Source organism: Pigmentiphaga sp. MLSB6-MA01, from assembly GCF_058793475.1.
Genome location: NZ_JBXAFV010000021.1, coordinates 1 through 23086, shown reverse-complemented (window position 1 = coordinate 23086; position 23086 = coordinate 1). Strand labels below are relative to the sequence as shown.

The window sequence follows — 23086 nt, the reverse complement described above, 5'->3', positions numbered from 1 at the left end:
ACGTGTGCGCACGAAACGACCGGCACGAGCCGGCAACAACGTTGGGGTAAAGAATGGCTGTGTCTCTCGGCTTGGGTCAGCGCTCTCTGGCCAAACAGGTACTGGTGCTGGCTCTCTCCGTCAGCGCCGTCGTCTCGCTGGTGACCGCCGTCGTCGTGGCCTGGCAAGGCTTGAAGGCAGGCAAGGAAGGCGTCGAGCGCGAGATGATGGACGCGCTCGGGTCGGTCAACTCCAGCCTCGGGTCCTCGTTCGAGTCGTCGCGGGTGCGGGTCGAGCGCCAGTTGCTGGTGTTCCAGCGCATGCTGGGCGAGCTGCCGTCTCCGGACGGCACGCTCACGGAAACCGGGGCCGCCGGCGAGGTGATGACGGTGCGGGCGGGCGAAAACGTGCTCAACGGCAATTCCGCCATCCTGCAACGCATGCGCAGCTATACCGGTGCCGAGCCCGAGCTCGTGGTACGCCACAACAACCGGTGGATCCGGGCCGCGACCTTGCTGCGCGGAGCCGACGGTTCGCCGCTGACCGGCCAGCCCGTACCGGCCGACGATTTCGTCGCGACCACCATGGATTCGCAGCAGGCGGCGACCAATATCGTCTATCGCAACAAGCGGTGGTATGCGCTGCACGTGCGGCCGCTCAAGGACGACAACGGCAAGATCTTCGGCGGCCTCGCCCTCCAGGTGGACATGTCGGACGACGTCGCCAGCGCGCTCGATTTCATCGAGAGGACGAAGGTGGCCGGCCACGGTTCCATGTTCGCGATGACGCCATCCGTTAACGGTACCTCGGAGTTCCTGGTCCATCCCCTCTACAAGAGCAAGACCGTGGAGGAGGTTCCCGAAGCCGATCGGCCCTTCTTCCGCGACCTGGTGGAGCATGGACTGGGCTCCCTGGAGGCCCGGCTCTCCACCGACGATTCCGAGATGCTGGTCTCGTACCAGACCGTGCCCAACTGGGGCTGGACACTGGTGGCGGCAGGGCCGAAAGCCGAGTTCATGGCGGTGCAGTACAGGCAGCTTGCGCTGATCGTCGGACTGCTGGTGGCGGGCGGCCTCGTGACCGGTCTCCTGATCTACTACCAGATGTCTACCGCGCTGCGGCCGGTGCGCGACGTGGTCGAGGGCATCGCGCGGCTGGGCGACGGCGACCTGACGCGTGACGTGCCGGCGGGTCCGCGCGGTTCGCGCAACGAGATCCATATCATGGCCGATCGCATCAACGCCACGCGTGCCCGCATCGCCCATCTTGCCCAGCAGATGAACGCCACCGGGTCGCAGGTCGCCACGGCCACGACCCAGACGCTGCAGGCGCTGCACCAGATCGGCAAGGGCACCGAGGTGCAGTCCGAGGCGGCCAGCGGCGTCGCGGCCGCGGTCGAGCAACTGACCGTCTCCATTTCGCAGATCGCCGACAACACCCGCGAGGCCAACGGCTTCTCCCGCACGTCCAGCACCGCGGCCGAGGAAGGCGCGGTGGTCGTGACCCAGACGGTGTCCGAGATCGAGAAAATGGCCAGCCAGGTCGCCAGTTCGGCCGAGGTGGTGCAAGAGCTGGAAGCCTCGTCGCGCCAGATTTCAGCGGTGGTCAAGACCATCCAGGAGATCGCCGAGCAGACCAACCTGCTGGCGCTGAACGCCGCCATCGAGGCGGCTCGCGCCGGCGAAGAGGGCCGCGGCTTCTCGGTGGTCGCGGACGAGGTCCGCGGCCTGGCCGAGCGCACGAAATCCTCGACCTCGCAGATCGCCGCGGTCATCGCCGCGGTGCAAAAGCAGACCTCGGTCGCCGCCGACGCCATGCGTCAGGTGAATGCCGACATGCAGCGTTCCGCCGAAGGCGCCCGCCAGGCCGGCGATGTGCTGGTCCGCATCCGCGAGGCGGCCGGCCGCACGGCCGAAGTCATCGCCGACATCTCGAACGCGGCCATGGAGCAGAAGGCGGCGTCCGAGCAGATCGCCAGCCGCGTGGAGCAGATCGCCCAGTATTCCGAAGAATCGGCGGCGGCGGTGCAGCAGTCGGTCGCGTCGGCCGAGTCGCTGCAGAACCAGGCGCAAGTCCTGGACGAGACCATCCGCACGCTGCGGACGTGAAGGGGAGCCCCCCCTACGCGCTGACGCGCGCCCCCCAGGGGGCGAAACCGGCGGACTGGCGGAGCCAGATCCGCGGTTTCCTGGGTCTAGGGAAACTGTCTTGGCCTGAAACACGGTTGCTACCGCTGGCAGCCAGCGATAGCACCGGTGCTACAACTTAAGAAGCGTGTACTAGACCCAGGATGCGGTGGATCCGGCTCCGCCGGTCCACCCGCATCGCCCCCTTGAGGGGGCGCCCGAAGGGCGTAGGGGGTGGGCTACACTCCACAGGCACCTTGCCAGTCTAAGACGCCCACCAGCAATGACTCTTGCCTCCGTCAGCGCGATCGAGTTGATCGCCACCGTCCTGTTCGCGATTGCGATCGTCCACACGTTCTCGGTGCCCGCCTTCGCCGCGTTGGCGCACAAGGGCGGGCGGCACGCCGGGCTCTGGCACATGCTGTCCGAGGTCGAGGCCGTGTTCGGGTTCTGGGCCTTCGTGCTGCTGGTGGCCATGGCCGGCCTGTCGGGCGCGGGGGCGGCCGTCGAATACATGGACACGCGCAATTTCACCGAGCCGCTGTTCGTGTTCGCCATCATGGTCATCGCCGCCAGCCGGCCGATCCTGAACCTGGTCACGCAACTGGTGGGGGCCATTGCCGCGCTGGTGCCGGGCAGCCGGTCGGTCGCGGTCTATTTCCTGACCTTGTCGGTGGTGCCGCTGCTGGGGTCGTTCATCACCGAGCCGGCGGCCATGACGTTGGCCGCGGTCATGCTGCGCGACACCAGTTTCCATCGCATCGAGAACACCCGCTTCAAGTATTTCACCCTGGGCGCGCTGTTCGTCAATGTTTCGATCGGCGGGGTCCTGACTTCGTATGCGGCGCCGCCGGTGCTGATGGTGGCGTCCACCTTCGGTTGGGACTCGGCCTACATGTTGGCCCATTTCGGCTGGCGCGCGGCGTGCGCGGTGGTCCTGAACGCCCTGATCGTGACGCTCTGCTTCCACCGCCTGATCCGGGCCTCGGCGCCCGCCGCGGCGGGGGAGGCGGGCGAGGAGCGCCGGGTGCCCGTGAGCGTCACGGCCGTGCACCTCGTCTTCCTGGCGGCCGTCGTGCTGTTCGCGCACCATCCCGCGGTGTTCGTGGGCCTGTTCCTGCTGTTCATCGGCTATACCGAGGCCTACCGGAAGTACCAGCGTCCGCTGATGATCAAGGAGGGCCTGATGGTGGGTTTCTTCCTGGCCGGGCTGGTGGTGCTGGGCGGCTTGCAGAAATGGTGGCTGCAGGACCTGTTGGCCGACATGTCGCCGCTGGTGCTGTACTGGGGCGCGACCGCGCTGACCGCCGTGACCGACAACGCGGCGCTGACCTACCTGGGATCGCTGGTGGACGGGACCTCCGAGGCCTGGCGCACCATGCTGGTGGCGGGAGCCGTTACCGGGGGGGGATTGACCGTGATTGCCAACGCGCCCAATCCGGCCGGTTTCGCGGTCCTGAAGGGGTCTTTCCCGGGCGGAACCATCACGCCGGTCGCGCTGCTGCTGGGCGCCGCGCTGCCCACGGCCATCGCCGCGGCCTTCTTCCTGCTGCCGGTCTAGGAGGGCGGGGAATTTCCCGCCGGCGCTGTTTTTCCTCCTCGTCGCGCTAAATACCTAAAAAGTCGCTAAAATTCAAGGCTTTGATCAATTTCCCGAAGCTCGGCCCCGCGGTCCAGACGGCCGTGGCCGGACTTCGGTGCCAAGGTATGCCTGAGGAGTCTTGGCGATGCCTATCTACGCCTACAAGTGCAGTGCCTGCGGACACCAGCAGGATGTGTTGCAGAAGCTGTCCGATGCCCCGTTGACCGATTGCCCCGCATGCGGGCAGGCTGCGTTTTCCAAGCAATTGACCGCGGCCGGTTTCCAGCTCAAGGGCTCGGGCTGGTACGTGACCGATTTCCGCAATAACAGCGGTGGCAAGTCCGCGGGCTCGACCGCGTCGTCGTCCGATTCGTCCACGGAGGGCGCTTCGGCCGCCGCGAGCAGTCCGCCCGCGGCGCAAGCTTCGTCCGGTTCGGACTCGGGGGCGGCTGCGTCACCGGCCGCGCCCGCGACGAGCACGCCGGCCTCGACCTGACCCGGGCGCGGCGCCAGGGGCGCCGCCCGCCCCTCCTATTGGAACCTTCGTGTTCAAACGCTACTTCGTCACCGGATTGCTGATCTGGGTCCCGCTGGTCATCACCGTGTGGGTCCTGGGGCTGGTCGTGTCGACGCTCGAGGCCGTCGTGCCGTCGGTGCTCACGTCCGAGTCGCTGTTCGGCACCCACATCCCCGGGTTCGGCCTGGCGGTGGTGATCCTGGTGGTGTTGCTCACCGGAATGGGCGCGGCCAACCTGCTCGGGCGCAAGCTGCTCGAGGTCTGGGAGGGCCTGCTGGGCCGCATTCCGCTGGTGCGTTCCATCTATAACTCGGTCAAGCAGGTCAGCGACACGGTGCTGGCGCCCAACGGCCAGGCGTTCCGCAAGGCGGTGCTGGTGCAGTACCCCCGCGAGGGCTCATGGACGCTGGCCTTCCTGACCGGGACGCCCGGCGGCGAAGTCGCCGAACACCTGCCGGCCGATTGCGTGAGCGTTTACGTGCCGACGACGCCGAATCCGACGTCGGGCTTCTTTTTGATGGTGCCGCGCGCCGATATCGTCGAGCTCGGCATGTCTGTGGATGCGGCCTTGAAGTACATCGTATCGATGGGGGTGGTGGCGCCGGGTTCTCCGGCGCGGGGCAATTGACGTCCCCAAGGACGTCCGGCGCGCGTGCGCGCGGCCCGGCCCTGCATCGATACACACCAATTTAGACGGAGATTCCATGCGTACCTGCTATACCGGCCAGGTCTCGACCGAGCACCTGGGACAAACCGTGACCCTGTTTGGCTGGGTGCACCGTCGCCGCGATCATGGCGGCGTCATCTTCATCGACCTGCGCGACCGCGAAGGCCTGGCCCAGGTCGTCTGCGACCCCGATCGCGCCGACACCTTCCAGATCGCCGAGCGCCTGCGCAACGAATTCTGCGTGAGCGTGACCGGCCTGGTGCGCAAGCGCCCCGAGGGCACGACCAATCCCGCCCTGAAGTCGGGCGAGATCGAAGTGCTGGCCCACGACATCGAGATCCTGAACGCGTCGGTGACCCCGCCGTTCCAGCTCGACGACGAGAACCTGTCGGAAACCACCCGCCTGACGCACCGCGTGCTGGACCTGCGCCGCCCGCAGATGCAGCAGAACCTGATGCTGCGCTATCGCGTGGCGATTGAGTCGCGCAAGTACCTGGACGGCCTGGGCTTCATCGACATCGAAACGCCCATGCTCACCAAGAGCACGCCCGAAGGCGCGCGCGACTACCTGGTGCCCTCGCGCGTCAACCCTGGCCATTTCTTCGCGCTGCCGCAGTCGCCGCAGTTGTTCAAGCAACTGCTGATGGTGTCGGGCTTCGATCGCTACTACCAGATCGTCAAGTGTTTCCGCGACGAGGACCTGCGCGCCGACCGCCAGCCCGAGTTCACGCAGATCGACTGCGAGACCTCGTTCCTGAACGAACAGGAAATCCGCGACATCTTCGAGAACATGATCCGTCACGTGTTCAAGGAAGTGAAGGGCGTCGAGCTGGCCAACCCGTTCCCGGTCATGCCGTGGAGCGAAGCCATGGGCCGCTTCGGTTCCGACAAGCCGGACCTGCGCGTCCAGCTCGAGTTCACCGACCTGACCGACGTCATGAAGGACGTCGACTTCAAGGTCTTCGCCAGCGCGGCCAACAGCGCCGGCGGCCGCGTCGTGGCGCTGCGCGTGCCGGGCGGGGCGGAACTCAGCCGCAGCGAGATCGACGCCTATACTCAGTTCGTCGGCATCTACGGTGCCCGCGGCCTGGCCTGGATCAAGGTCAACGAGCTGGCCAAGGGCCGCGAGGGCCTGCAGTCGCCCATCGTCAAGAACATCCATGACGCGGCCCTGCAGGAACTGCTGAACCGCAGCGGCGCCCGGGACGGCGACATCCTGTTCTTCGGCGCCGACAAGGCCGGCATCGTCAACGACTCGATCGGCGCGTTGCGCGTCAAGATCGGCCACAGCGAGTTCGGCCGCAAGCAGGGCCTGCTCAAAGGCGACTGGAAGCCGCTGTGGGTGGTCGACTTCCCCATGTTCGAGTACAACGAGGAAGAGCAGCGCTATACCGCCGCCCACCATCCCTTCACTTCGCCCAAGGACGGCCACGAGGACTTGCTGGAAACCGATCCCGGCGCCTGCCTGGCCAAGGCCTACGACATGGTGCTGAACGGCTGGGAAATCGGCGGCGGCTCGGTCCGTATCCATCGCGAGGAAGTGCAGAGCAAGGTGTTCCGCGCGCTGAAGATCGATGCGGAGGAAGCCCAGGTCAAGTTCGGCTTCCTGCTGGACGCGCTGCAATACGGCGCGCCGCCGCATGGCGGCATCGCCTTTGGCCTGGACCGCATCGTCACGATGATGGCCGGCGCCGAGTCCATCCGCGACGTGATCGCCTTCCCCAAGACCCAGCGGGCCCAGTGCCTGCTGACGGGCGCGCCGTCGGAAGTGGACGAGAAGCAACTGCGCGAGCTGCACGTGCGCCTGCGCGCCGCCGAGGTCAAGACGGCGCAGTAGGCGACCGGCTTCGCCACGCGGCCATCCGGGCCCCGCTTCGCAAGAGGCGGGGCTTTTTTCTTGTACGCGCTTTAGTGGGGAATGTGTTCGCCTGCCGTCAAGCTGGACAGGATGCTCATAGTCCATGCAGCCATGGTGATGCGCACGCGCTATCTTCGTACCCGAGCGCAGTGCTCCGGGGGGCGTTGGATGAGCAGAGGGGAGTTCTCTACCGTTGATCGCAAGGCTTTCTCATGACCTGACCGCCAGATTCGGGCGTGGTTTCAGTGTGGACAACCTCGAAAACATGCGGCGGTTTTTCCTTGCCTATCCTTCGTCCTGCATTTCCGAGACACTGTCTCGGAAATCTGGAAATGAATGCCCTGCAGGGAGGCCTTTGCCTGCCTCTCGGACCCTCGATCTTTTTGAGTTGGCGCAGGCTTTCACGTTGTCGTGGTCGGCCTATGTCCGGCTGCTATCGGTCAGCGATGTTCATGCCCGCCGGTTCTACGAAATCGAAGCGCTGCGAGGGGGGAGCGTACGCCAGCTTGATCGGCAGATAGGTAGCCAGTTCTATGAACGGACCGCGTTGTCCAAGGACAAGGACGCGATGCTCGCAAGGGCAATGAGACCGAAGCCGGGGGACATCATCACGCCGGACGATGCGATCAAGGACCCGTATGTGCTGGAGTTTCTGGATCTCAAGGACGAGTATTCGGAGTCTGATCTCGAGGGAGCCTTGAACCAGCGGTTGGAGGACCTCCTGCTCGAGCTTGGCGAGGGATTCACCTTCGTGGGCCGACAGCGCCGACTGCGCATCGACCAGACCTGGCATAGGGTGGACCTGCTGTTTTTCCATCGCAGGTTGCGCTGTATCGTCATCATCGACTTGAAACTAGGTAGCCTGACCCACGCGGATGTGGGCCAGATGCCGAAGTGCTGCAAAAAGAGTTGGAAGGTGCGCGGCGCATGCTGGAGTCTTGCGCGGAGGTTCGTTCAAAGGCTCGACAACGAACGACAAGAGTGGCGTAGTGGCGCGCCGCCCCTACACCTTGTGGATGCGGTACACGCAGCGGCCACCCCCGGCCAGCAGGTGCTGCTCGCGCGCCACCTGCGTGTCCTGGCCCGCGATTTCCTGGAACAGCTGTAGTTCCGAACGGCAGAAGCCCTGGCATGCCTGCGCCGCGGCGCAGATCGGACAGTGGTCCTCCACCAGCAGCCAGTCGGCGCCGTCGCGTTCCACGCGCGCCATGTAGCCCTCGTTGGAGCGCACCTGCGCCAACTGGTGCAGGCGTTCCTCCAGGCTCTTGCCGTCGCAGGCTTCCGTGTAGGCGGCCCTGGTTTCGGCCTCGCGCCTGGCGATCAGGCGGTCCAGGCCTTCCTCGCCGAACAATTGCCGGATCGAGTCGATCAACTGTGTCATCAATTGGGCGTGTGTGTCGGGAAAGCGACGATTGCCCGCTTCGGTCAGCACCCAGTCCTGGCGCGGCCGGCCGGCGCCGGTCGCGGGCTGCTGGCGGCCCTCGACCAGGCCCGCCGCCACCAGCTTCTGCACCTGCTGGCGCGCGGCCTCGGAGGTCAGGTCCAGCTTGCCGGCGAGGGTGGCGGTGGAGACCGGTCCATGGGTCTTGATGAAGAACAGGATGCGATCGGCGGTGGGGAATGTCATTCAATTTTCCAAGTATTTTCTTGCATAAATAAAGGGCGCTCTCTAATATGCAAGAAATTGCTTTGATAATAGGCCCAGCCGGTCCCGTTGTCGAGGAAGCCGGGGCCGGCGTTCGCGTTCCCCGGTTCCGCGGCCACGCCCGAAGGGTTTCATTCCTTCTTCAAGGTCCGCATCATGCGCAAGAAAATCCTGGTGGGCACGGCGATACTGGCCGCCGTCGTCCTGGCCGGCCTGCGCGTCGCCGTATCGGGCGGCGACGACGCTCCTCCCGCCGCCTCCTATCCCGCGCCCAAGGTGGCGGTCGCCGGCGTGCAGCGCGCCCGGCTGCCCCAGGTCTACGTGGGCGTCGGCGAGCTGGAGGCCGTGCGCCAGGTCCTCCTGGCCACCGAAGTGGGCGGGCGTGTCACGCGCATCGCTTTCGAGTCGGGCCAGCGGGTCAAGGCCGGGCAGGTGCTGGCGCAATTGAACGACGCTCCCGAGCAGGCCGAGGCGCGGCGCCTGGAGGCGCAACTGCGCAACGCCGAAAGCCAGCTCGCCCGCGTGGTCCGCCTGCTGGACGACGACGCCGCCACGCGCGAACAGCTCGACAATGCCCGCGCCGCGCGGGACATGGCGCAGGGGGAGTTGCAGCGGGTCCAGGCCCTGATCGCGCAGAAGACCGTCCGGGCGCCCTTCGACGGCGTGCTGGGGCTGCGCCGGGTCCATGCCGGGCAATACCTGAATGCCGCCGATCCCATCGCGACCCTGGTCGACGCGGCATCGCTGCGGGCCAATTTCTCGCTGGACGAACAGGCCGTCCCGCGGCTGCGGACCGGCCAGCCCGTGGACGTGCGGGTGGACGCCTATCCGGGCAAGCGCTTTCGCGCCACGATCAACGCCATCGATCCGATGATTTCGCGTTCACGCACCGTGCGGGTCCAGGCCAGCCTCGCCAATCCGGAAGGCGTGCTGAAAGCGGGCATGTACGCCAGTGTCAGGGTCGAGCGGCAGGACGGCCCGGCTTCGGTACTGGCGGTGCCCGAGACCGCCGTTGCCTATACCGCCTATGGCGACACCGTGTTCGTGGTCCAGGAAGCGCCGGGCACGGGGCTGGTGGCCCGGCGGGTGGCGGTCAAGGTGGGTACGCGCCACGAGGGCCTGGTCGAGATCGAGGAGGGCCTGCGCGAGAACGATCGCGTGGTCACCTCGGGCCAGCTCAAGTTGGGCGACGGCATGCCGGTGGAGCTGAGCACGGGCGATACGCTGCGCGATACCGCGTCCGCCACGCGCGTCTCCGGCATCTGAACCGGGGGCCGCCATGACATTCACCGACGTCTTCGTCCGCCGCCCGGTCCTGGCCCTGGTGGTCAGCGCGCTGATCCTGCTGCTGGGCCTGTTGTCCCTGAGCCGGCTGCCGATCCGCCAATATCCGCTGCTGGAAAGTTCCACCGTCACCATCACGACCGAGTATCCCGGCGCCTCCGCCGAGCTGATGCAGGGGTTCGTCACGCAGCCCATCGCCCAGGCCGTGTCCTCGGTGGAAGGCATCGACTACCTGTCCTCGTCCTCGGTGCAGGGCCGCAGCATCGTGACCGTGCGCATGGAGCTGAACCGCGATTCCACGCAGGCCCTGGCCGAAGTCATGGCCAAGGTCAACCAGGTGCGCTACCGGCTGCCCGAGCAGGCCTACGACCCGGTGATCGAGCGGTCGGCCGGCGAGTCCACCGATGTCGCCTATGTCGGCTTCGCCAGCGACACGCTGTCGATGCCGGCGCTGAGCGACTACGTGCGCCGGGTCGTGGAACCGAAATTCTCCGGCATCGAGGGCGTGGCCAAGGTTTCGGTCTATGGCGCGCAGCGGCTGGCGATGCGGTTGTGGCTGGACCCCGACCGGCTGGCCGGGCGGGGCCTGACCGCGGCCGATGTGGCCGAGGCGGTACGGCGCAACAACTACCAGGCGGCGCCCGGCAAGGTGAAAGGCATGTACGTGATCGCCAACGTGCGCGTCAACACCGACCTCATCAGCGTCGAGGAATTCCGCGATATGGTGATCCACAGCGGCGCCGACGGGCTGGTGCGGCTGCGTGACGTCGGCACGGTGGAGCTGGGCGCGGCCTCGACCGAGAGCAGCGCCACCATGGACGGCACGCCGGCAGTGTTCGTGGGCCTGGCGTCGACGCCGTCCGGCAATCCGCTGGTGATCGTGGACGGCATACGCAGGCAGCTCGCCGAGATCCACCAGACCCTGCCGCCGGGCGTGCACGCCCAGTTGGCGTTCGAGACCTCGCGCTTCATCAAGGCGTCCATCGACGAGGTCGGGCATACGTTGATCGAGGCGCTGGCCATCGTGGTGGCGGTGATTTTCCTGTGCCTGGGGTCGCTGCGCACGGTGCTGGTGCCGATCGTCACCATCCCGCTGTCGATGTTGGGCGCGGCGGCGCTGATGCTGGCGTTCGGGTTCAGCGTGAACCTGTTGACGCTGCTCGCCATGGTGCTGGCCATCGGGCTCGTGGTGGACGATGCCATCGTGGTGGTCGAGAACGTCCACCGGCACATCGAGGAAGGGCGTTCGCCCGCCGCGGCCGCGCTGGTCGGGGCCCGGGAGGTGGCGGGTCCGGTCATTGCGATGACCCTGACACTGGCGGCCGTCTATGCGCCCATCGGCTTGATGGGAGGGCTGACCGGTGCGCTGTTCAAGGAGTTCGCGTTCACGCTGGCCGGCTCGGTGATCGTGTCCGGCGTGATCGCACTGACGCTGTCTCCGGTGATGAGCTCTTTCCTGCTTCCCGCCCGGCAGAACGAGGGGCGCATGGCGCGGCTGGCCGAACGTTTCTTCGGCGGCCTGACGCGCGGCTATGCCTCGGTGCTGCAACGTTCGCTGCGGCATCGCTGGGTGACGGGCGCGCTGGCGCTCGCGGTCTGCGTGAGCCTGCCGGTGCTGTACTCGATGCCGCAGCGCGAACTGGCGCCGGTGGAGGACCAGGCCAGCGTGCTGACCGCGGTCAAGTCGCCGCAATATGCCAACCTGGACTACGTCGAGCACTTCTCGCGCAAGCTGGACGACGTCTACAAGAGCCTGCCCGAGACCACGGGGCGCTGGATCATCAACGGCAGCGATGGGCTGGCATCCAGCATCGGCGGCATCGACCTGTCGGCGTGGAACGAGCGCGACCGTTCGGGCGCCGAGATCCAGTCGGCGCTGCAGGCGGCCGTCAACGATGTCGAAGGCAGCAGCATCTTCGCGTTCCAGCTGCCCGCGCTGCCTGGTTCCACCGGCGGGCTGCCGGTGCAGATGGTGCTGCGCAGTTCGCTGGACTACCGGACCCTGTTCGACGTCATGGAAGACATCAAGCAGCGCGCGCGGCGGAGCGGCCTGTTCGTGGTGGTGGACAGCGACCTGGACTACAACAATCCCGTCGTGCAGGTGAAGGTGGACCGCGCCAAGGCGAACAGCCTGGGCATAGGCATGCGCGATATCGGCGAGTCGCTGGCGGTGCTGGTGGGCGAAAACTACATCAACCGTTTCGGCCTGGACGGCCGGTCGTACGACGTGATCCCGCAAAGCACCCGCGAACGGCGGCTCACGCCCGAGGCCCTGGCGGTCCAGTACGTGCGCACCGCCGATGGCGACCTGGTGCCGTTGTCGTCGGTGGTCGCGGTATCGGTGCAGGTCGAGCCCAACAGGCTGACCCAGTTCGACCAGCAGAACTCCGCCACCTTCCAGGCCATCCCTGCGCCCGGCGTGACGCTGGGCGATGCGGTGGCCTTCCTGGAGTCGGTCGCGGCGGACCTGCCCGCGGGCTTCAGCCACGACTGGCAGTCGGACGCGCGCCAGTACAAGCAGGAGGGCAACGCGCTGGCGCTGGCCTTCGCCGCCGCGCTGATCGTCATCTACCTGGTGCTGGCGGCCCAGTACGAGAGCCTGGTCGATCCGCTGGTCATCCTGATCACCGTGCCGCTGTCCATCTGCGGCGCCTTGGTGCCGCTTGCGCTGGGCTGGGCCACGCTCAACATCTATACGCAGATCGGACTGGTGACGCTGATCGGCCTGATCAGCAAGCACGGCATCCTGATGGTGGAATTCGCCAACGAGTTGCGCGTGGCCGAGAGGCTGACGCCCGCCGAAGCGGTGCTGCGCGCCGCGCAGATCCGCCTGCGGCCCATCCTGATGACCACCGCCGCCATGGTGTTCGGGCTGCTGCCGTTGCTGGGCGCCTCGGGCGCGGGCGCGCAGAGCCGCTTCGGCCTGGGCATCGTCATCGTCTGCGGCATGGTGGTGGGCACGCTGTTCACCTTGTTCGTGCTGCCCACCGTCTATTCGCTGCTGGCCCGCGACCACGCCACCGGCCAGGCGCGCCGGCGCGAGCTGGCCGAGGCCGGCGACGCCGCGCCGCTGGCGCACTGAGGAGAATCGCATGCACAAGAAACCCGTCGTGCCCGCCATGCTGGCGATGGCGGCATTGATCGCGGGATGCGCCGTGGGGCCCCGCTACCAGGCGCCCCGGGTCGCCGCGATCAAGCTGGCCAGTGCCGAGCAGGGCCGGTTCGCCTCCGCGCCTTCCACGGCGGCCTGGTGGTCGTTTTTCGACGATCCCGAGCTGGAGCGCCTGATCGCCGCCGCGCTGGAACACAACCACGACGTTCGCCAGGCCTACGCCAGCTTGCAGGGGGCGCGCGCGATGTTCGACGAACGCGCGCTGGATCGTTATCCCGCGGTCACCGCGCAGGCCGCCTGGCGCCAGGGCGTCCAGCAGCAGGCCATGTCCTCCGGGGATCCGGAACGCAAGCCCTTCGAGAGCTTTCGCGCGGGGTTCGATGCGCAGTGGGAGATCGACCTGTTCGGCCGCCTGGCCAATCTGGCCCGTTCGGCGCAGGCGCAGGCCGAGGCGGCGCAGGCTGACCTGGAGCGCGTGCGGCTGGCCATCGCCGCCGATGTCGCGCGCTATCACTACGAGTACCAGGGGTTGCAGCGCCGTCTCGATGTCGCGCGGGCCCAGGCCGACAGCTGGCGACAGACGGTGCGCCTGGTGGATGCCGGCGTCCAGGCCGGCAGCGGATTGCGGGAGGACCTCGAGAACGCGCGCGCCAACCTGGCCCGCAGCGAAGCGGCCATCGCGCCGCTGCGGGCCGCCAGCCAGGAGACCCGTTATCGGCTGGACGTGCTGCTGGGCCGGCGGCCGGGCGAGACGCCCGCGCCGGCCGGCGCGGGCGGGCAAGCGCCGTTGGTGGGCCGCCTGCCGCTGGGCAACGTCGATGCGCTGATCCGCGGCCGGCCCGACGTGGTACGTGCCGAAAGACTGCTTGCGGCCAGCACGGCCAGCGAGGGGGCAGCCGCCGCCGACCTCTATCCGCGCGTGAGCCTGGGGGGATTCGTCGGGTTCTTCGCATTGCGGGGGGGAGACCTCGGCGGCGCGGCGCGTGCATTCGAGGTCGCGCCTACCGTGGATTGGCCGGCGTTCCGGCTGGGCAGCGCCCGCGCCCGCCTGCGCGCCGCGCATGCCCAGTCGACCGGCGCCCAGGCACGCTATGAGCAGGCGCTGCTGCTGGCTCAGGAAGAGGTCGAAGGGGCGGTGACGCGGCTTGTCCTGCAGCAAGAGCGCCTGGCGGCGTTGGCGAGGTCCGCCGCGCATGCGCGCTCGGGGCTGGAGATCGCCACGCGGCGCTACCGGGCCGGTGCGGGCCCGTACCTGGCCGTGCTGGAGAACCAGCGCAGCTACTACCAGATCAGCCAGGAGGCGACGGATGCGGAGACCGCCTCGTACGTGAACGCAGTGGCCCTGTACAAGGCCCTGGGCTGGGGCATGGACGGAATCCGGGAGGCCTCATGAGTTCGTCCACCTTGCCCGACGCTTCCTGGAGCGAGCTGCTCCATGGCCGCAATGCGCTGCGGTCCATCGCGCTGGCCGGCGGCGTCGCGCTGCATGCCATCAACGTCTACGTCGTCACCACCATCCTGCCCAGCATGATCGCCGACATCGGCGGGCTGGCGTACTACGCCTGGAACACCTCGCTGTTCGTCGTCGCGTCCATCGTGGGATCGGCGCTGTCGGCCCGCCTGCTGGAATCGTTGGGGCCCCGCGGCGCCTACCTGTCGGCGCTGGCCGCTTTCGCCGCGGGATCGTCATGGTGCGCGCTTTCTCCGTCCATGCCCAGCCTGCTGGCGGCAAGAACGGTGCAGGGTTTCGGCGGCGGCGTGCTGCTCGCACTGAGCTATGCGTTGATCCGCCAGGTGTTCGAGGCGCGGCTGTGGCCCAGGGCGATGGGGCTGGTGTCGGGCATGTGGGGCGTGGCGACGCTGTGCGGCCCCGCGGTGGGCGGCCTGTTCGCCGAGGGAGGACATTGGCGCTGGGCCTTCTGGTCGCTGATTCCGGTGGCTGCCGTGCTGGGCGTCATCGTGGTTGTCCAGTTGCCGGGCCGGACGCGGGCCGGGGGCGATGCCCGCATGCGTCCGCCCTACGCGACCATCGGCTTGCTGGTCGTGTCGGTGCTGGCCGTGTCCCTGGGCGGCCTTGCGCCGAGTGCCGCCTGGAACCTCGCGGGCGTCGCGACGGGGGGGCTGCTGGCCGTGGGCATCGCGGCGATCGACCGGCGCGCCGCCGCGCGGCTGCTGCCGACGGGCGCGTACTCGCTGTCGACCCGGCTGGGAGTCCTGTATGCGTTGATGAGCCTGCTGGTGGTCGGTATCACCACCGAGATCTTCGTGCCCTATTTCCTGCAGGTCATCCACGGCATGACGCCCCTCGCCGCCGGCTACCTGACCGCCGTCATGGCCGGCGGGTGGACGCTGGGCTCGGTGGGCAGCGCTGGCCGGCGCGGCGCCTCGGCCGACCGGATGGTGCGGGCCGGTCCGTGGATCAGCCTGGCGGCGCTGGTGGCGCTGGCGATCCTGACGCCGCGCGCGGGGTGGCTGGAGGGCGCGCCCGGCCTGGCGCTGTACTGCCTGGCGCTGGCGGGCGTGGGCCTGGGCATAGGCGTGGGCTGGCCGCATCTCCTGACCCGGCTGTTCGTCGCGGCGCCGCCGGGGGAGGAGAATCTGGCTTCGGCGTCCATCACGACGGCGCAGCTGTATGCGATGGCGCTGGCCTCGGCGCTGGCGGGCATGGTGGCGAATGCGGCCGGACTGGCCGATCCGGGCGGCCAGTCCGGTGCCCAAAGCGCCGCGCTCTGGCTGTTCGGCGCCTTCGCCGCGGCTCCCGCGCTGGCCGTGCTCCTGTCGCGCCGCGTGGCGGGCCGAGGAAGCGGGGGGACTACGGAGGGTTGAGTTCCGAGTCCTGCCACGGATCGTAGCTGCCGAAGTGCCAGACGTAGCCTTCGGGATCCGCGAGCGTATAACCCTTGCCGCCGTAGTCTTCCTCCTGGATGGGGCGCACGATCCGTGCCCCGGCCTTGATGGCGGCGGCGTAGTGCGCCTCGGGATCGGCGACGACGACGTAGGGGGTCTGGGTCTGCCGGCCGCCGATGTCGGCCGGCAGGGCGGTGAGCTGGCGCATGAATTCGCTCGTCCCGGAGCCGAGCATGATCATGCCGTCTCCCAGGGTGAGCTGGGCGTGGGTAATCGTGCCGCCATCGCCCGGCACCACCAGGTGCTGGGCAAAGCCGAAGGCCCGGCAGAGCCAGTCGATGGCGGCGGGGGCGTCGCGGTAGACCAGGCAGGGCATGATGGAGGTGCGTGTCATGAGCGGTCTCCTGGGGAAGGAATACATCGGGGCGTGCGAAAACCGTAGCACGGCGCCCGCGCGGCGAACAAGGCGCCATGCCGCTTCCCTCGCTCCCATATGGGCCCCGGCGGGCGGGGCGGGCCGCGTCAGGTCCGTGTTTCCAGCTCGACCGCCTGCTCCCGCATGTTTTCGACCAGCGATGCCAGCACGGCTTCATTGCGCTCGCGGGGATGCGCAACCACGCCTATTTCACGGAAGAAGGGGGGGCCGGGCAGCTCGATGATGCGTACCTGCCGATCTCCGGCCGCATCCACCAGCGTGCCCGGGATGACGGCGCAGCCCAGCCCCGCGCGCACCATTCGCAGGATGACGTCCGGCTCGTCCAGCTCCATGAACTCGTCCACCCCGGCCGGGAGACGGCGCAGGAACTGGTCGACCAGATGCCCGCCATGCGATTTGCGGTTGTAGCGGATGAAAGGCAGCGCCGCCGCGACCGCCGGCCAGTCGCCCCGTGTTCCGCGCGGCGCGATGCCGACATAGCGTTCGCGCATCAGCGGCGTCCACTTCAGGTGGCGCGGCAGGTTCAGGTTGGGTTTGATGAGCACGGCCAGGTCCAGTTCCTGTTCGTCCACCTGCGTCAGGAGCTGCGAGGACATGCCCGGCACCACGTTGACGTGCGCGGCGGGGCGGGACTGCCGGAAGCGACGCAGCGCGCCGGGCAGCAGCCCCGTCTGGGCCGTGGAGATCGCGCCCAAGGCGATCGCCATGGGCGCTGGCTGCCGGCCGGCGCCGCGCATGGCCTGGTAGCGTTGCACGATATGTTCCGCCTCGGGCAGCAGTTGGCGCCCGCGCTCGCTCAGGCGGACCGACTTGCCCGCCCGGTCGAACAGCAGGCAGCCCAGGTCTTCCTCCAGGCGCTTGATCTGCGTGCTGACGGCCGACTGGGTCAGCCCCAGCCGCGCGCCCGCGGCCGAGAACGACGAGGTCCGGGCGGCGGCCACGAAGGTTTGCAGGTAGCGGATCACCATGGGCACGGCGCGAAGCTAATAGAAAATATTGATGACATGGGCCTGAAATTTTCGTTTCGTATCGGAAATTTCGTTCAATACAATCATAGCCCGGGCCCGGATGGCGGGCCTGCACCGGAGTTTCCCCCATGGCTGGCATTCCCCTCTTCCACTTGGCTTTCCCCGTCGACGACCTGGCGCAGGCACGGGCTTTCTATGGCGACCTGCTCGGCTGTCCCGAGGGCCGCAGCTCCGACGCCTGGGTCGATTTCAATTTCCACGGGCACCAGATCGTGGCCCACCTGTCCCCGGGCGAAGCGGGCACGCGCCACACCAGCGCGGTCGATGGCGACGACGTTCCCGTGCGCCACTTCGGCGCCATTCTTCCCATGGAGGAATGGGAGGCCCTGGCCGAGAAGCTGCGCCGGGCCGGCACGCGGTTCGTGATCGAACCCCATGTCCGCTTCAAGGGCGAAGTGGGTGAACAGGCTACTATGTTCTTTTTGGATCCTTCGGGCAACGCGCTCGAATTCAAGGCATTTGGCGACCTGAGCCAGGTATTCGCGAAGTAGCCCGCGGGCGGCGCGACCCTGGCCGGGCGGGTTTTTCATCCTGGGCCGCCCCAGGATGAAAAACGGCCCCCCTGGGGGGCAGCGCCGCCGCGTAGCGGCAAGCGCGGAGGCATTTTTCAAGGAAGCGCTGCATGTTGTTATCTTCTCGAGTCTTGCTGGGGTGCGCCGCACCGATGGGCGCGGCGGGCGTCATGCTGGCCGCCATGGCCACGCACCTGACAGGCGGCGGCATCCTGTCCACCGCCGCGCTGTTCCTGCTGCTGCATGCCGCCGCCATCACCGGCCTGGCCGCCGTGGTGCCCCACGTCCAGCGCGGCCGTACCGTCCTGATCGGTGCCGCGGCGCTCATCATCGCCGGCACGCTGTTGTTCTCCGTGGACCTGGCCATGCGCCAACTGGCCGGCATGAAACTGTTCTGGGGTACCGCCCCCTTCGGCGGCGGCGCCATGATCGTAGGCTGGCTCGGCGTCGCCGTCGCCGCCCTCATGCCCAACCGCTGACCTTCCTCCCCAGGAAGAACTCCACCCCACGCGAGCCGAGCATTTGCCAGGGCACCGCGGATCCGGCTCCGCCGGTCCGCCAGTGCCGCCCCCTTGAGGGGGCGCGCGTCAGCGCGTAGGGGGTGGGAACTTCCCCACCCACGCCACGTACCGATCCACGAATCCCTGGATGAACTTGGCGCTGGTTTCGTTGGTGATTTCGCCGTTGGCGTCCACCAGTCCGCCCGTGTATTGCACGAAGATGCTCGGCTGAGGCAGCACGGGCACGTCCAGCGCCGACAGCACCATGCGCAGATGCTCCTGCGCCAGGGCGGTGCCGACCTGCCCGGGCGAGGCGCCCATGATGCCGGCGGGCTTGCCGGGCCACGAAGTCTTGCCCCAGGGGCGCGACCCCCAGTCCAGCGCGTTCTTCAGGACGCCGGAATACGATCGGTTGTACTCCGGCGTGAAGAACAACAGGCCGTCCGCGGATTCCACCTGCTGCTTGAAGGTGACGACGGCCGGAGGCAGCGCGGTATCGAGATCCTGGTTGTACAGGGGAAGATCCCCGAGGGCGATTTCCGCCGTCTGGAAATTGGACGGCAGCAGTTTGGTCACTGCCCGCGCCAGTTGGCGGTTGAATGACTCTTTGCGGAGGCTGCCGATGATCACGCCGATCTTGTAGCTGCTCATGAAGATTCCCGGATCTGAATGAGAAAAGGGCTGCCGAAGCGTAGCGGCTGAGCGTGGGCGACAGCCGGCTGCTACGGAGAGGGGAACTGCCGATTCATGATAGCGCGGCGAATCCACTAAAATGAATCTCTTGTCTTCCCTTGATGCTCACGATGTCAGTCGTTCGTATCGTCAGCTACAACATCCACAAGGGCATGTCCGCCCTGGGCAAGCGCGAGTCCGTGCAGGAATTGCGCCTCGGCCTGCATGGGCTCCGCGCGGATCTGGCCTTCCTTCAGGAAGTCCAGGGCCGCAACGACAGGTCCGGCACCCTGCACGAGCAGCACGAGATGCTGGCCGCCGCGCTGCGGCTGGAAGCCGCCTACGGCCGCAATGCCGTCTACCGGCACAGCGACCACGGCAATGCGCTGCTGTCGCGCTTTCCCATCCTGTCGCACCAGAACCAGGACATCTCCGATCATCGCCTGGAGCAGCGCGGCCTGCTGCATGCGCGCGTGGGCATTGGTCCGCACGAGGTGCATTGCTTCGTGGTCCATCTAGGATTGTTCGCGGGCAGCCGCTCGCGCCAGGTGGGAGCCCTGGTGTCGCGCATCGAGGAAATCGTGCCGCCCTCGGATCCCATCCTGATCGCCGGGGATTTCAACGACTGGACCAATGTGCTGTCGGATATCCTGGTCGAGCGCCTGGGCCTGCACGAAGTGTTCGCGACCGCGCCGCGGGGCAACAACGTGGAGCTTCCGCGCCTGCGCGACTCGGTCCGCATGTTGGGGCGGGTGCTGCGGGGGGGCGAAGCTTCACCCTGGCGGCTGCGGCCGGGATTCCAGGGGCCGCCCAAGCTCGGCCTGGGCAATGAGTTGATGGCGCCGCGTCCGCCCCGCACGTTTCCCGCCATCTTCCCGTGGCTGAGGCTGGACCGGATCTACCAGCGCGGATTCTCGGTCAGGCAGGCCAGCGTGTTGTACGGGCGCCCGTGGACGCGCCTGTCCGACCACGCGCCGCTGCTGGCCGAGCTGGAACTACCCTGAGACGCGCGTGCCGGGCCGCGCCGCGCTGACGGCGGAGGCCGCGGCCAGGAACACGGCGGCCAGCACGAGGCCGGTGGTGGGCCCATGCGCCGAGGCGGCGGTGAAGGCCAGCGCGACCAGCGCCGCGCCCAGGGCCATGCCGAACTGTCGCGCGGTGGCCTGCAGGCCACCGGCGCCGCCGCTGCGATGCAACGGCGCGGCGGTCAGCATGACCCGGTTGTTGGGGGTCTGGAACATGCCGAAGCCGGTGCCGCAGACCACCATGCAGGCCATGATCCAGCCGTTGGGCGTGCTGGCGGGCAGCAGCGAGATGACCAGGAGGCCGCCGGCGACGAGCCCGGCGCCTATCGAACACAGGATCGAGGGCGCGATGGACTCCGACAGGCGTCCGGCCACGGGCGCGGCGATGGCCACCGCCAGCGGCCAGGGCACCATCAGCATGCCCATTTCCAACTGGCTGCGGCCCAGGGTCTGCTGGAAGTAGAAGGGCAGCGAGATGTAGGAAATGGTCTGGCCCGAGAACGCGCAGACCGAGGCGCCGACCGAGAACGCGAATGGACGGATGCGAAGCAGGTCGAGCGGTAGCAGCGGCGTCGCCTGGGTCAGCTCGCGCCGGACCAGCGCCAGTCCGCTGACCGCGCCGCAGGCCAGCAGCGCGAGCGCCATCGTGAAATCGTGCAGCAGCCGGTCCACGCCCACCACGATCAGGCCGAAGGTCAGTCCGCTCAGCATGGCGCTGAGCGCATCGAACGGGCGCTTGGCGAGTTCGGTCTCGGGCAGCATGCGGCTGCCGATGGACAGGATGAACAGGCCGATGGGAAGGTTGACCGCGAACAGCCAGGGCCACGAGGCGACCGACAGGATCAGCGACCCGATCATCGGTCCGGCGGCGGACGAGGTCGCGACGACCAGCGCGTTATAGCCGATGGCCCGGCCGAACTGCTTTTGCGAGTAGATGAAGCGCAGCAGCGCCGGCGTGACGCTCATGACCGCCGCCGCGCCCAGGCCCTGGAATACGCGGAAGGAGATGAGCATCGTGAACGACTGCGACATCGCGCAGCCCGCCGAGGCGATGGTGAAGGCCGCCAGGCCCACGCCGAACACCCGCCGGTAGCCCAGGATCTCGCCCAGCGACGAGAAGGGCAGCAGGGCGACGACGATGGCGAGCTGGTAGGTGTTGACGATCCAGACGGCTTGCGCCGGGGATACGCCCAGGTCCCGCGCGATGGATGGCAGCGCGACGTTGGTGATGGTGGTTTCCAGGACGGTCATCGCCATCGCCAGCATCGTGGCTGCCAGGGCCCAGTACTTGCGCGGCGGGGTAAGTCCGTCCAGGGAAGGCATCTTCTTGTTCTGCGCGCGCCGTGCGCGCGGCGCGCGGATCAGCGTACGGGGAAATTGAAATAGGTGTCCGGATACGGTTCTTCGTCCAGAGTGTAGTGCCACCACTCTTCGGGCAGGTTGCGAAAACCGTGCCTGGTCATCAGTTCCTTGAGGAACTGGCGATTGTGCCGGACAGCCTCGGGTAAATCAGGATTGTCTGTATGCGACTTTACATCAAAAAGGTCGAAGGGGGTTCCCATGTCGACTTCGCCGCCCGCCAGCAGCGGGCCGCGGACGGGTGGGGGGACGCCGGCCTCGGGGTCCTGCGCGGCCAGCGTGAGATCGACCGTGCTGCCCCGGCTGTGGCCGGAGCGTTCGGCGATGTAGCCCAGGTCGAGCAGCGCGCTTTTGTCCACGTCGGGGAAATAGTCGGCCTTGGTCTTCTGGTCGCCGGCGTCGCGCGTCCAGGTAACGAAGTCGCTGACGGCGCGCTGGGGCCGGTAGCAATCGAAGACCTTGAGCGTCAGGCCCAGGGGCCGGATCTCGCGCTGCACGGCCAGCAGGCGCCGCGCGGCGGGTTCGGTCAGGATGCAGGTGGGTGCGTCGTAGCCGGCGGCGGGCCGGCCCATGAAATTGGCGCTGCCGTGGTAGCGGATATCGAGCCGCACGGTCTGGGCGACGTCGGTCAGGTGGACGAAGCCGACGGGGATGGGAAGCAAGTCTTCCTGTGCGTGGGCAACCGGCGAGAGCAGCGCGGCGGCCGCCAGGCAGGCGCCGGTGGCCTGTGCCAGCGGACGGGCCGGGTTCCGGTGGTCCTGGTCGGAGGAACGGTTCTTCATGCGGGCCTTCCATCGTGAAGCAGCGCCTATTATGCGGCGTGCGACGCGGGGCAGGCCAGATGCGCTATAATTTCGCCCGTCATTGGGGAGTAGCCTCCTTGCCCTCGGGTGCAAGGGCCTGCGTCAACATACTTGCCTACGGGCATGGCGCAGGCGGTCCAGGACTTGGCAAGACCTTTGATCGTGCAGCTTCCGGTGGGCCGGGGCTGTTGCACGATCATTCGGTCAACCGTCCGGCCCGGAGCGCGTATCAAACATGGAAGCCTTCCTCGTCTCGACAGGCATCGTGGCCCTGGCCGAGATCGGCGACAAGACCCAACTGCTCGCCCTGTTCCTGGCCGCCCGCTGGCGGCGGCCCTGGCCCATCATCCTGGGCATCTTCACCGCGACCATCGTCAATCACGCCCTGGCCGGCGCCGTCGGCGCATGGCTGACGCAAGTCATCGGTCCCGACGCGCTGCGCTGGATCCTGGGCGTCTCCTTCATCGCCATGGCGGCCTGGATGCTCGTTCCCGACAAACTGGACGACGCCGGGACGGGCAAGCTCAGGCTGGGCGTGTTCGGCACCACGGTCGTGGCGTTCTTCCTGGCTGAGATGGGCGACAAGACACAGGTCGCGACCGTGGCGCTGGTCGCGCAGTTCCATGCGTACTACGCCGTGGTGGCCGGCACCACCCTGGGCATGCTGATCGCCAATGTCCCCGCGGTGTTGCTGGGCGACAAGCTGGCCCACAGGTTGCCGGTGCGCCTGGTGCATGGCATCGCGGCGGCCATCTTCGCCTGTCTGGGGCTGGCGGCCCTGCTCGGCCTGTTCTAGGCTGCATCGACATTCATGAATGTCTGGGATCGGGTTCTTGAACCGTCCTTGACCGGTGGGGTGGGGCGGCCCGCGGCGGGGCGCAGCGAAGCTGGTCCCGCTGAGCGGGACTTCCCGGAGTTGGCTCCGAATGCGCCCCACCGCGGGCCACCCCACCCCACCGGTCAAGGACTACCGACGGTGATGAGTGACGATCGCAGGTCCAGAGACGGCGAGGGGTTTTTATCTGATCGACCAAGACAACCGTACTGGCATTCACGAGGCTAGGTGACCAACGGTGCAGGTCTTGTCCGGGGTGCCGGGGCCGGGGGGCGGGCGGGGCGCATTCGGAGCCGCCG

20 protein-coding genes and 1 riboswitch are annotated in these 23086 nt (G+C 67.8%); of the genes, 14 read left to right on the top strand and 6 right to left on the bottom strand.

The window, feature by feature from the left end; translation table 11 throughout:
- Positions 1–53 precede the first annotated feature (53 nt).
- The 6 genes from AC1Q6E_RS26385 (at position 54) to AC1Q6E_RS26360 (ending at position 7837) form a co-directional block, all read left to right on the top strand.
- Entirely contained in the window at positions 54–2087 is a 2034-nt protein-coding gene (locus tag AC1Q6E_RS26385) for a methyl-accepting chemotaxis protein (RefSeq protein WP_152793647.1), read from the top strand.
- A 301-nt stretch (positions 2088–2388) separates the two neighbouring features.
- A complete protein-coding gene (locus AC1Q6E_RS26380; protein ID WP_152793646.1) occupies positions 2389–3666 on the top strand; it encodes a putative Na+/H+ antiporter in 1278 nt (425 codons plus the stop codon).
- Positions 3667–3832: 166 nt separating this feature from the next.
- Positions 3833–4183, top strand: a complete 351-nt coding sequence (locus AC1Q6E_RS26375) for an FmdB family zinc ribbon protein (RefSeq protein ID WP_152793645.1) — start codon at positions 3833–3835, stop codon at positions 4181–4183.
- Positions 4184–4232: 49 nt separating this feature from the next.
- Positions 4233–4832, top strand: coding sequence for a DUF502 domain-containing protein (locus tag AC1Q6E_RS26370; RefSeq protein WP_296558466.1), 600 nt, complete (start codon positions 4233–4235; stop codon positions 4830–4832).
- 76 nt (positions 4833–4908) lie between these two features.
- Complete coding sequence (gene aspS, locus AC1Q6E_RS26365) at positions 4909–6708, top strand: aspartate--tRNA ligase (protein WP_152793644.1); 1800 nt, start codon at positions 4909–4911, stop codon at positions 6706–6708.
- A 214-nt stretch (positions 6709–6922) separates the two neighbouring features.
- On the top strand, positions 6923–7837 hold the full coding sequence (locus AC1Q6E_RS26360) for a PDDEXK nuclease domain-containing protein (RefSeq protein WP_492573838.1): 915 nt from the start codon (positions 6923–6925) through the stop codon (positions 7835–7837).
- Here AC1Q6E_RS26360 and AC1Q6E_RS26355 read toward each other — a convergent pair.
- Positions 7733–8356: a helix-turn-helix transcriptional regulator gene (locus tag AC1Q6E_RS26355; RefSeq protein WP_492573837.1), complete on the bottom strand. Its 624-nt coding sequence runs from the start codon at positions 8354–8356 to the stop codon at positions 7733–7735. The genes AC1Q6E_RS26360 and AC1Q6E_RS26355 overlap by 105 nt on opposite strands.
- 171 nt (positions 8357–8527) lie before the next feature.
- Between AC1Q6E_RS26355 and AC1Q6E_RS26350 the strand changes: the two genes are divergently transcribed.
- Genes AC1Q6E_RS26350 through AC1Q6E_RS26335 form a run of 4 tightly spaced genes read left to right on the top strand, consistent with a single transcriptional unit; the run spans position 8528 to position 15596 of the window.
- Complete coding sequence (locus tag AC1Q6E_RS26350; RefSeq protein WP_492573865.1) at positions 8528–9640, top strand: efflux RND transporter periplasmic adaptor subunit; 1113 nt, start codon at positions 8528–8530, stop codon at positions 9638–9640.
- Between the two features lie 13 nt (positions 9641–9653).
- Complete coding sequence (locus tag AC1Q6E_RS26345) at positions 9654–12740, top strand: MexW/MexI family multidrug efflux RND transporter permease subunit (protein WP_492573836.1); 3087 nt, start codon at positions 9654–9656, stop codon at positions 12738–12740.
- A gap of 10 nt (positions 12741–12750) precedes the next feature.
- Positions 12751–14163, top strand: coding sequence for an efflux transporter outer membrane subunit (locus AC1Q6E_RS26340; protein WP_152793640.1), 1413 nt, complete (start codon positions 12751–12753; stop codon positions 14161–14163).
- Positions 14160–15596 carry an MFS transporter gene (locus tag AC1Q6E_RS26335; protein ID WP_152793639.1) on the top strand — a complete coding sequence of 479 codons (1437 nt, stop codon included), beginning with the start codon at positions 14160–14162 and terminating at the stop codon, positions 15594–15596. The genes AC1Q6E_RS26340 and AC1Q6E_RS26335 overlap by 4 nt, the downstream gene beginning before the upstream one ends.
- On the opposite strand, the gene AC1Q6E_RS26330 is transcribed toward AC1Q6E_RS26335, so the two are convergent.
- Both AC1Q6E_RS26330 and AC1Q6E_RS26325 read right to left on the bottom strand, forming a co-directional pair.
- Positions 15583–16011: a VOC family protein gene (locus AC1Q6E_RS26330; RefSeq protein ID WP_152793638.1), complete on the bottom strand. Its 429-nt coding sequence runs from the start codon at positions 16009–16011 to the stop codon at positions 15583–15585. The two genes, AC1Q6E_RS26335 and AC1Q6E_RS26330, sit on opposite strands and share 14 nt — an antisense overlap.
- A gap of 128 nt (positions 16012–16139) precedes the next feature.
- Positions 16140–17021, bottom strand: coding sequence for a LysR family transcriptional regulator (locus AC1Q6E_RS26325; RefSeq protein ID WP_152794718.1), 882 nt, complete (start codon positions 17019–17021; stop codon positions 16140–16142).
- A gap of 128 nt (positions 17022–17149) precedes the next feature.
- Between AC1Q6E_RS26325 and AC1Q6E_RS26320 the strand changes: the two genes are divergently transcribed.
- Both AC1Q6E_RS26320 and AC1Q6E_RS26315 read left to right on the top strand, forming a co-directional pair.
- Positions 17150–17572: a VOC family protein gene (locus AC1Q6E_RS26320; RefSeq protein WP_296558455.1), complete on the top strand. Its 423-nt coding sequence runs from the start codon at positions 17150–17152 to the stop codon at positions 17570–17572.
- A gap of 131 nt (positions 17573–17703) precedes the next feature.
- Positions 17704–18072, top strand: a complete 369-nt coding sequence (locus AC1Q6E_RS26315; protein ID WP_152793636.1) for a DUF423 domain-containing protein — start codon at positions 17704–17706, stop codon at positions 18070–18072.
- 108 nt (positions 18073–18180) lie between these two features.
- On the opposite strand, the gene AC1Q6E_RS26310 is transcribed toward AC1Q6E_RS26315, so the two are convergent.
- Positions 18181–18744, bottom strand: a complete 564-nt coding sequence (locus tag AC1Q6E_RS26310) for an NADPH-dependent FMN reductase (RefSeq protein WP_152793635.1) — start codon at positions 18742–18744, stop codon at positions 18181–18183.
- 152 nt (positions 18745–18896) lie between these two features.
- Between AC1Q6E_RS26310 and AC1Q6E_RS26305 the strand changes: the two genes are divergently transcribed.
- Positions 18897–19769, top strand: coding sequence for an endonuclease/exonuclease/phosphatase family protein (locus AC1Q6E_RS26305; protein WP_152793634.1), 873 nt, complete (start codon positions 18897–18899; stop codon positions 19767–19769).
- Here AC1Q6E_RS26305 and AC1Q6E_RS26300 read toward each other — a convergent pair.
- Together AC1Q6E_RS26300 and AC1Q6E_RS26295 are read right to left on the bottom strand one after the other, a co-directional pair.
- A complete protein-coding gene (locus AC1Q6E_RS26300) occupies positions 19761–21113 on the bottom strand; it encodes an MFS transporter (protein WP_152793633.1) in 1353 nt (450 codons plus the stop codon). The genes AC1Q6E_RS26305 and AC1Q6E_RS26300 overlap by 9 nt on opposite strands.
- A gap of 38 nt (positions 21114–21151) precedes the next feature.
- The gene (locus tag AC1Q6E_RS26295; protein ID WP_152793632.1) at positions 21152–21931 is read right to left on the bottom strand and encodes a M15 family metallopeptidase; all 780 of its coding nucleotides are present in this window, start codon (positions 21929–21931) and stop codon (positions 21152–21154) included.
- 72 nt (positions 21932–22003) lie between these two features.
- Positions 22004–22170: riboswitch (yybP-ykoY riboswitch) on the top strand.
- A 17-nt stretch (positions 22171–22187) separates the two neighbouring features.
- Here AC1Q6E_RS26295 and AC1Q6E_RS26290 point away from each other — a divergent pair.
- The gene (locus tag AC1Q6E_RS26290) at positions 22188–22748 is read left to right on the top strand and encodes a TMEM165/GDT1 family protein (RefSeq protein WP_152793631.1); all 561 of its coding nucleotides are present in this window, start codon (positions 22188–22190) and stop codon (positions 22746–22748) included.
- Positions 22749–23086 lie beyond the last annotated feature (338 nt).

Coding starts and splice junctions, on each gene's coding strand:
- AC1Q6E_RS26385 (WP_152793647.1), top strand. CDS start 54: ATGGCTGTGTCTCTCGGCTTGGGTCAGCGCTCTCTGGCCAAACAGGTA.
- AC1Q6E_RS26380 (WP_152793646.1), top strand. CDS start 2,389: ATGACTCTTGCCTCCGTCAGCGCGATCGAGTTGATCGCCACCGTCCTG.
- AC1Q6E_RS26375 (WP_152793645.1), top strand. CDS start 3,833: ATGCCTATCTACGCCTACAAGTGCAGTGCCTGCGGACACCAGCAGGAT.
- aspS (WP_152793644.1), top strand. CDS start 4,909: ATGCGTACCTGCTATACCGGCCAGGTCTCGACCGAGCACCTGGGACAA.
- AC1Q6E_RS26355 (WP_492573837.1), bottom strand. CDS start 8,356: ATGACATTCCCCACCGCCGATCGCATCCTGTTCTTCATCAAGACCCAT.
- AC1Q6E_RS26345 (WP_492573836.1), top strand. CDS start 9,654: ATGACATTCACCGACGTCTTCGTCCGCCGCCCGGTCCTGGCCCTGGTG.
- AC1Q6E_RS26340 (WP_152793640.1), top strand. CDS start 12,751: ATGCACAAGAAACCCGTCGTGCCCGCCATGCTGGCGATGGCGGCATTG.
- AC1Q6E_RS26335 (WP_152793639.1), top strand. CDS start 14,160: ATGAGTTCGTCCACCTTGCCCGACGCTTCCTGGAGCGAGCTGCTCCAT.
- AC1Q6E_RS26330 (WP_152793638.1), bottom strand. CDS start 16,011: ATGACACGCACCTCCATCATGCCCTGCCTGGTCTACCGCGACGCCCCC.
- AC1Q6E_RS26325 (WP_152794718.1), bottom strand. CDS start 17,021: ATGGTGATCCGCTACCTGCAAACCTTCGTGGCCGCCGCCCGGACCTCG.
- AC1Q6E_RS26320 (WP_296558455.1), top strand. CDS start 17,150: ATGGCTGGCATTCCCCTCTTCCACTTGGCTTTCCCCGTCGACGACCTG.
- AC1Q6E_RS26315 (WP_152793636.1), top strand. CDS start 17,704: ATGTTGTTATCTTCTCGAGTCTTGCTGGGGTGCGCCGCACCGATGGGC.
- AC1Q6E_RS26310 (WP_152793635.1), bottom strand. CDS start 18,744: ATGAGCAGCTACAAGATCGGCGTGATCATCGGCAGCCTCCGCAAAGAG.
- AC1Q6E_RS26305 (WP_152793634.1), top strand. CDS start 18,897: ATGTCAGTCGTTCGTATCGTCAGCTACAACATCCACAAGGGCATGTCC.
- AC1Q6E_RS26300 (WP_152793633.1), bottom strand. CDS start 21,113: ATGCCTTCCCTGGACGGACTTACCCCGCCGCGCAAGTACTGGGCCCTG.
- AC1Q6E_RS26295 (WP_152793632.1), bottom strand. CDS start 21,931: ATGAAGAACCGTTCCTCCGACCAGGACCACCGGAACCCGGCCCGTCCG.
- AC1Q6E_RS26290 (WP_152793631.1), top strand. CDS start 22,188: ATGGAAGCCTTCCTCGTCTCGACAGGCATCGTGGCCCTGGCCGAGATC.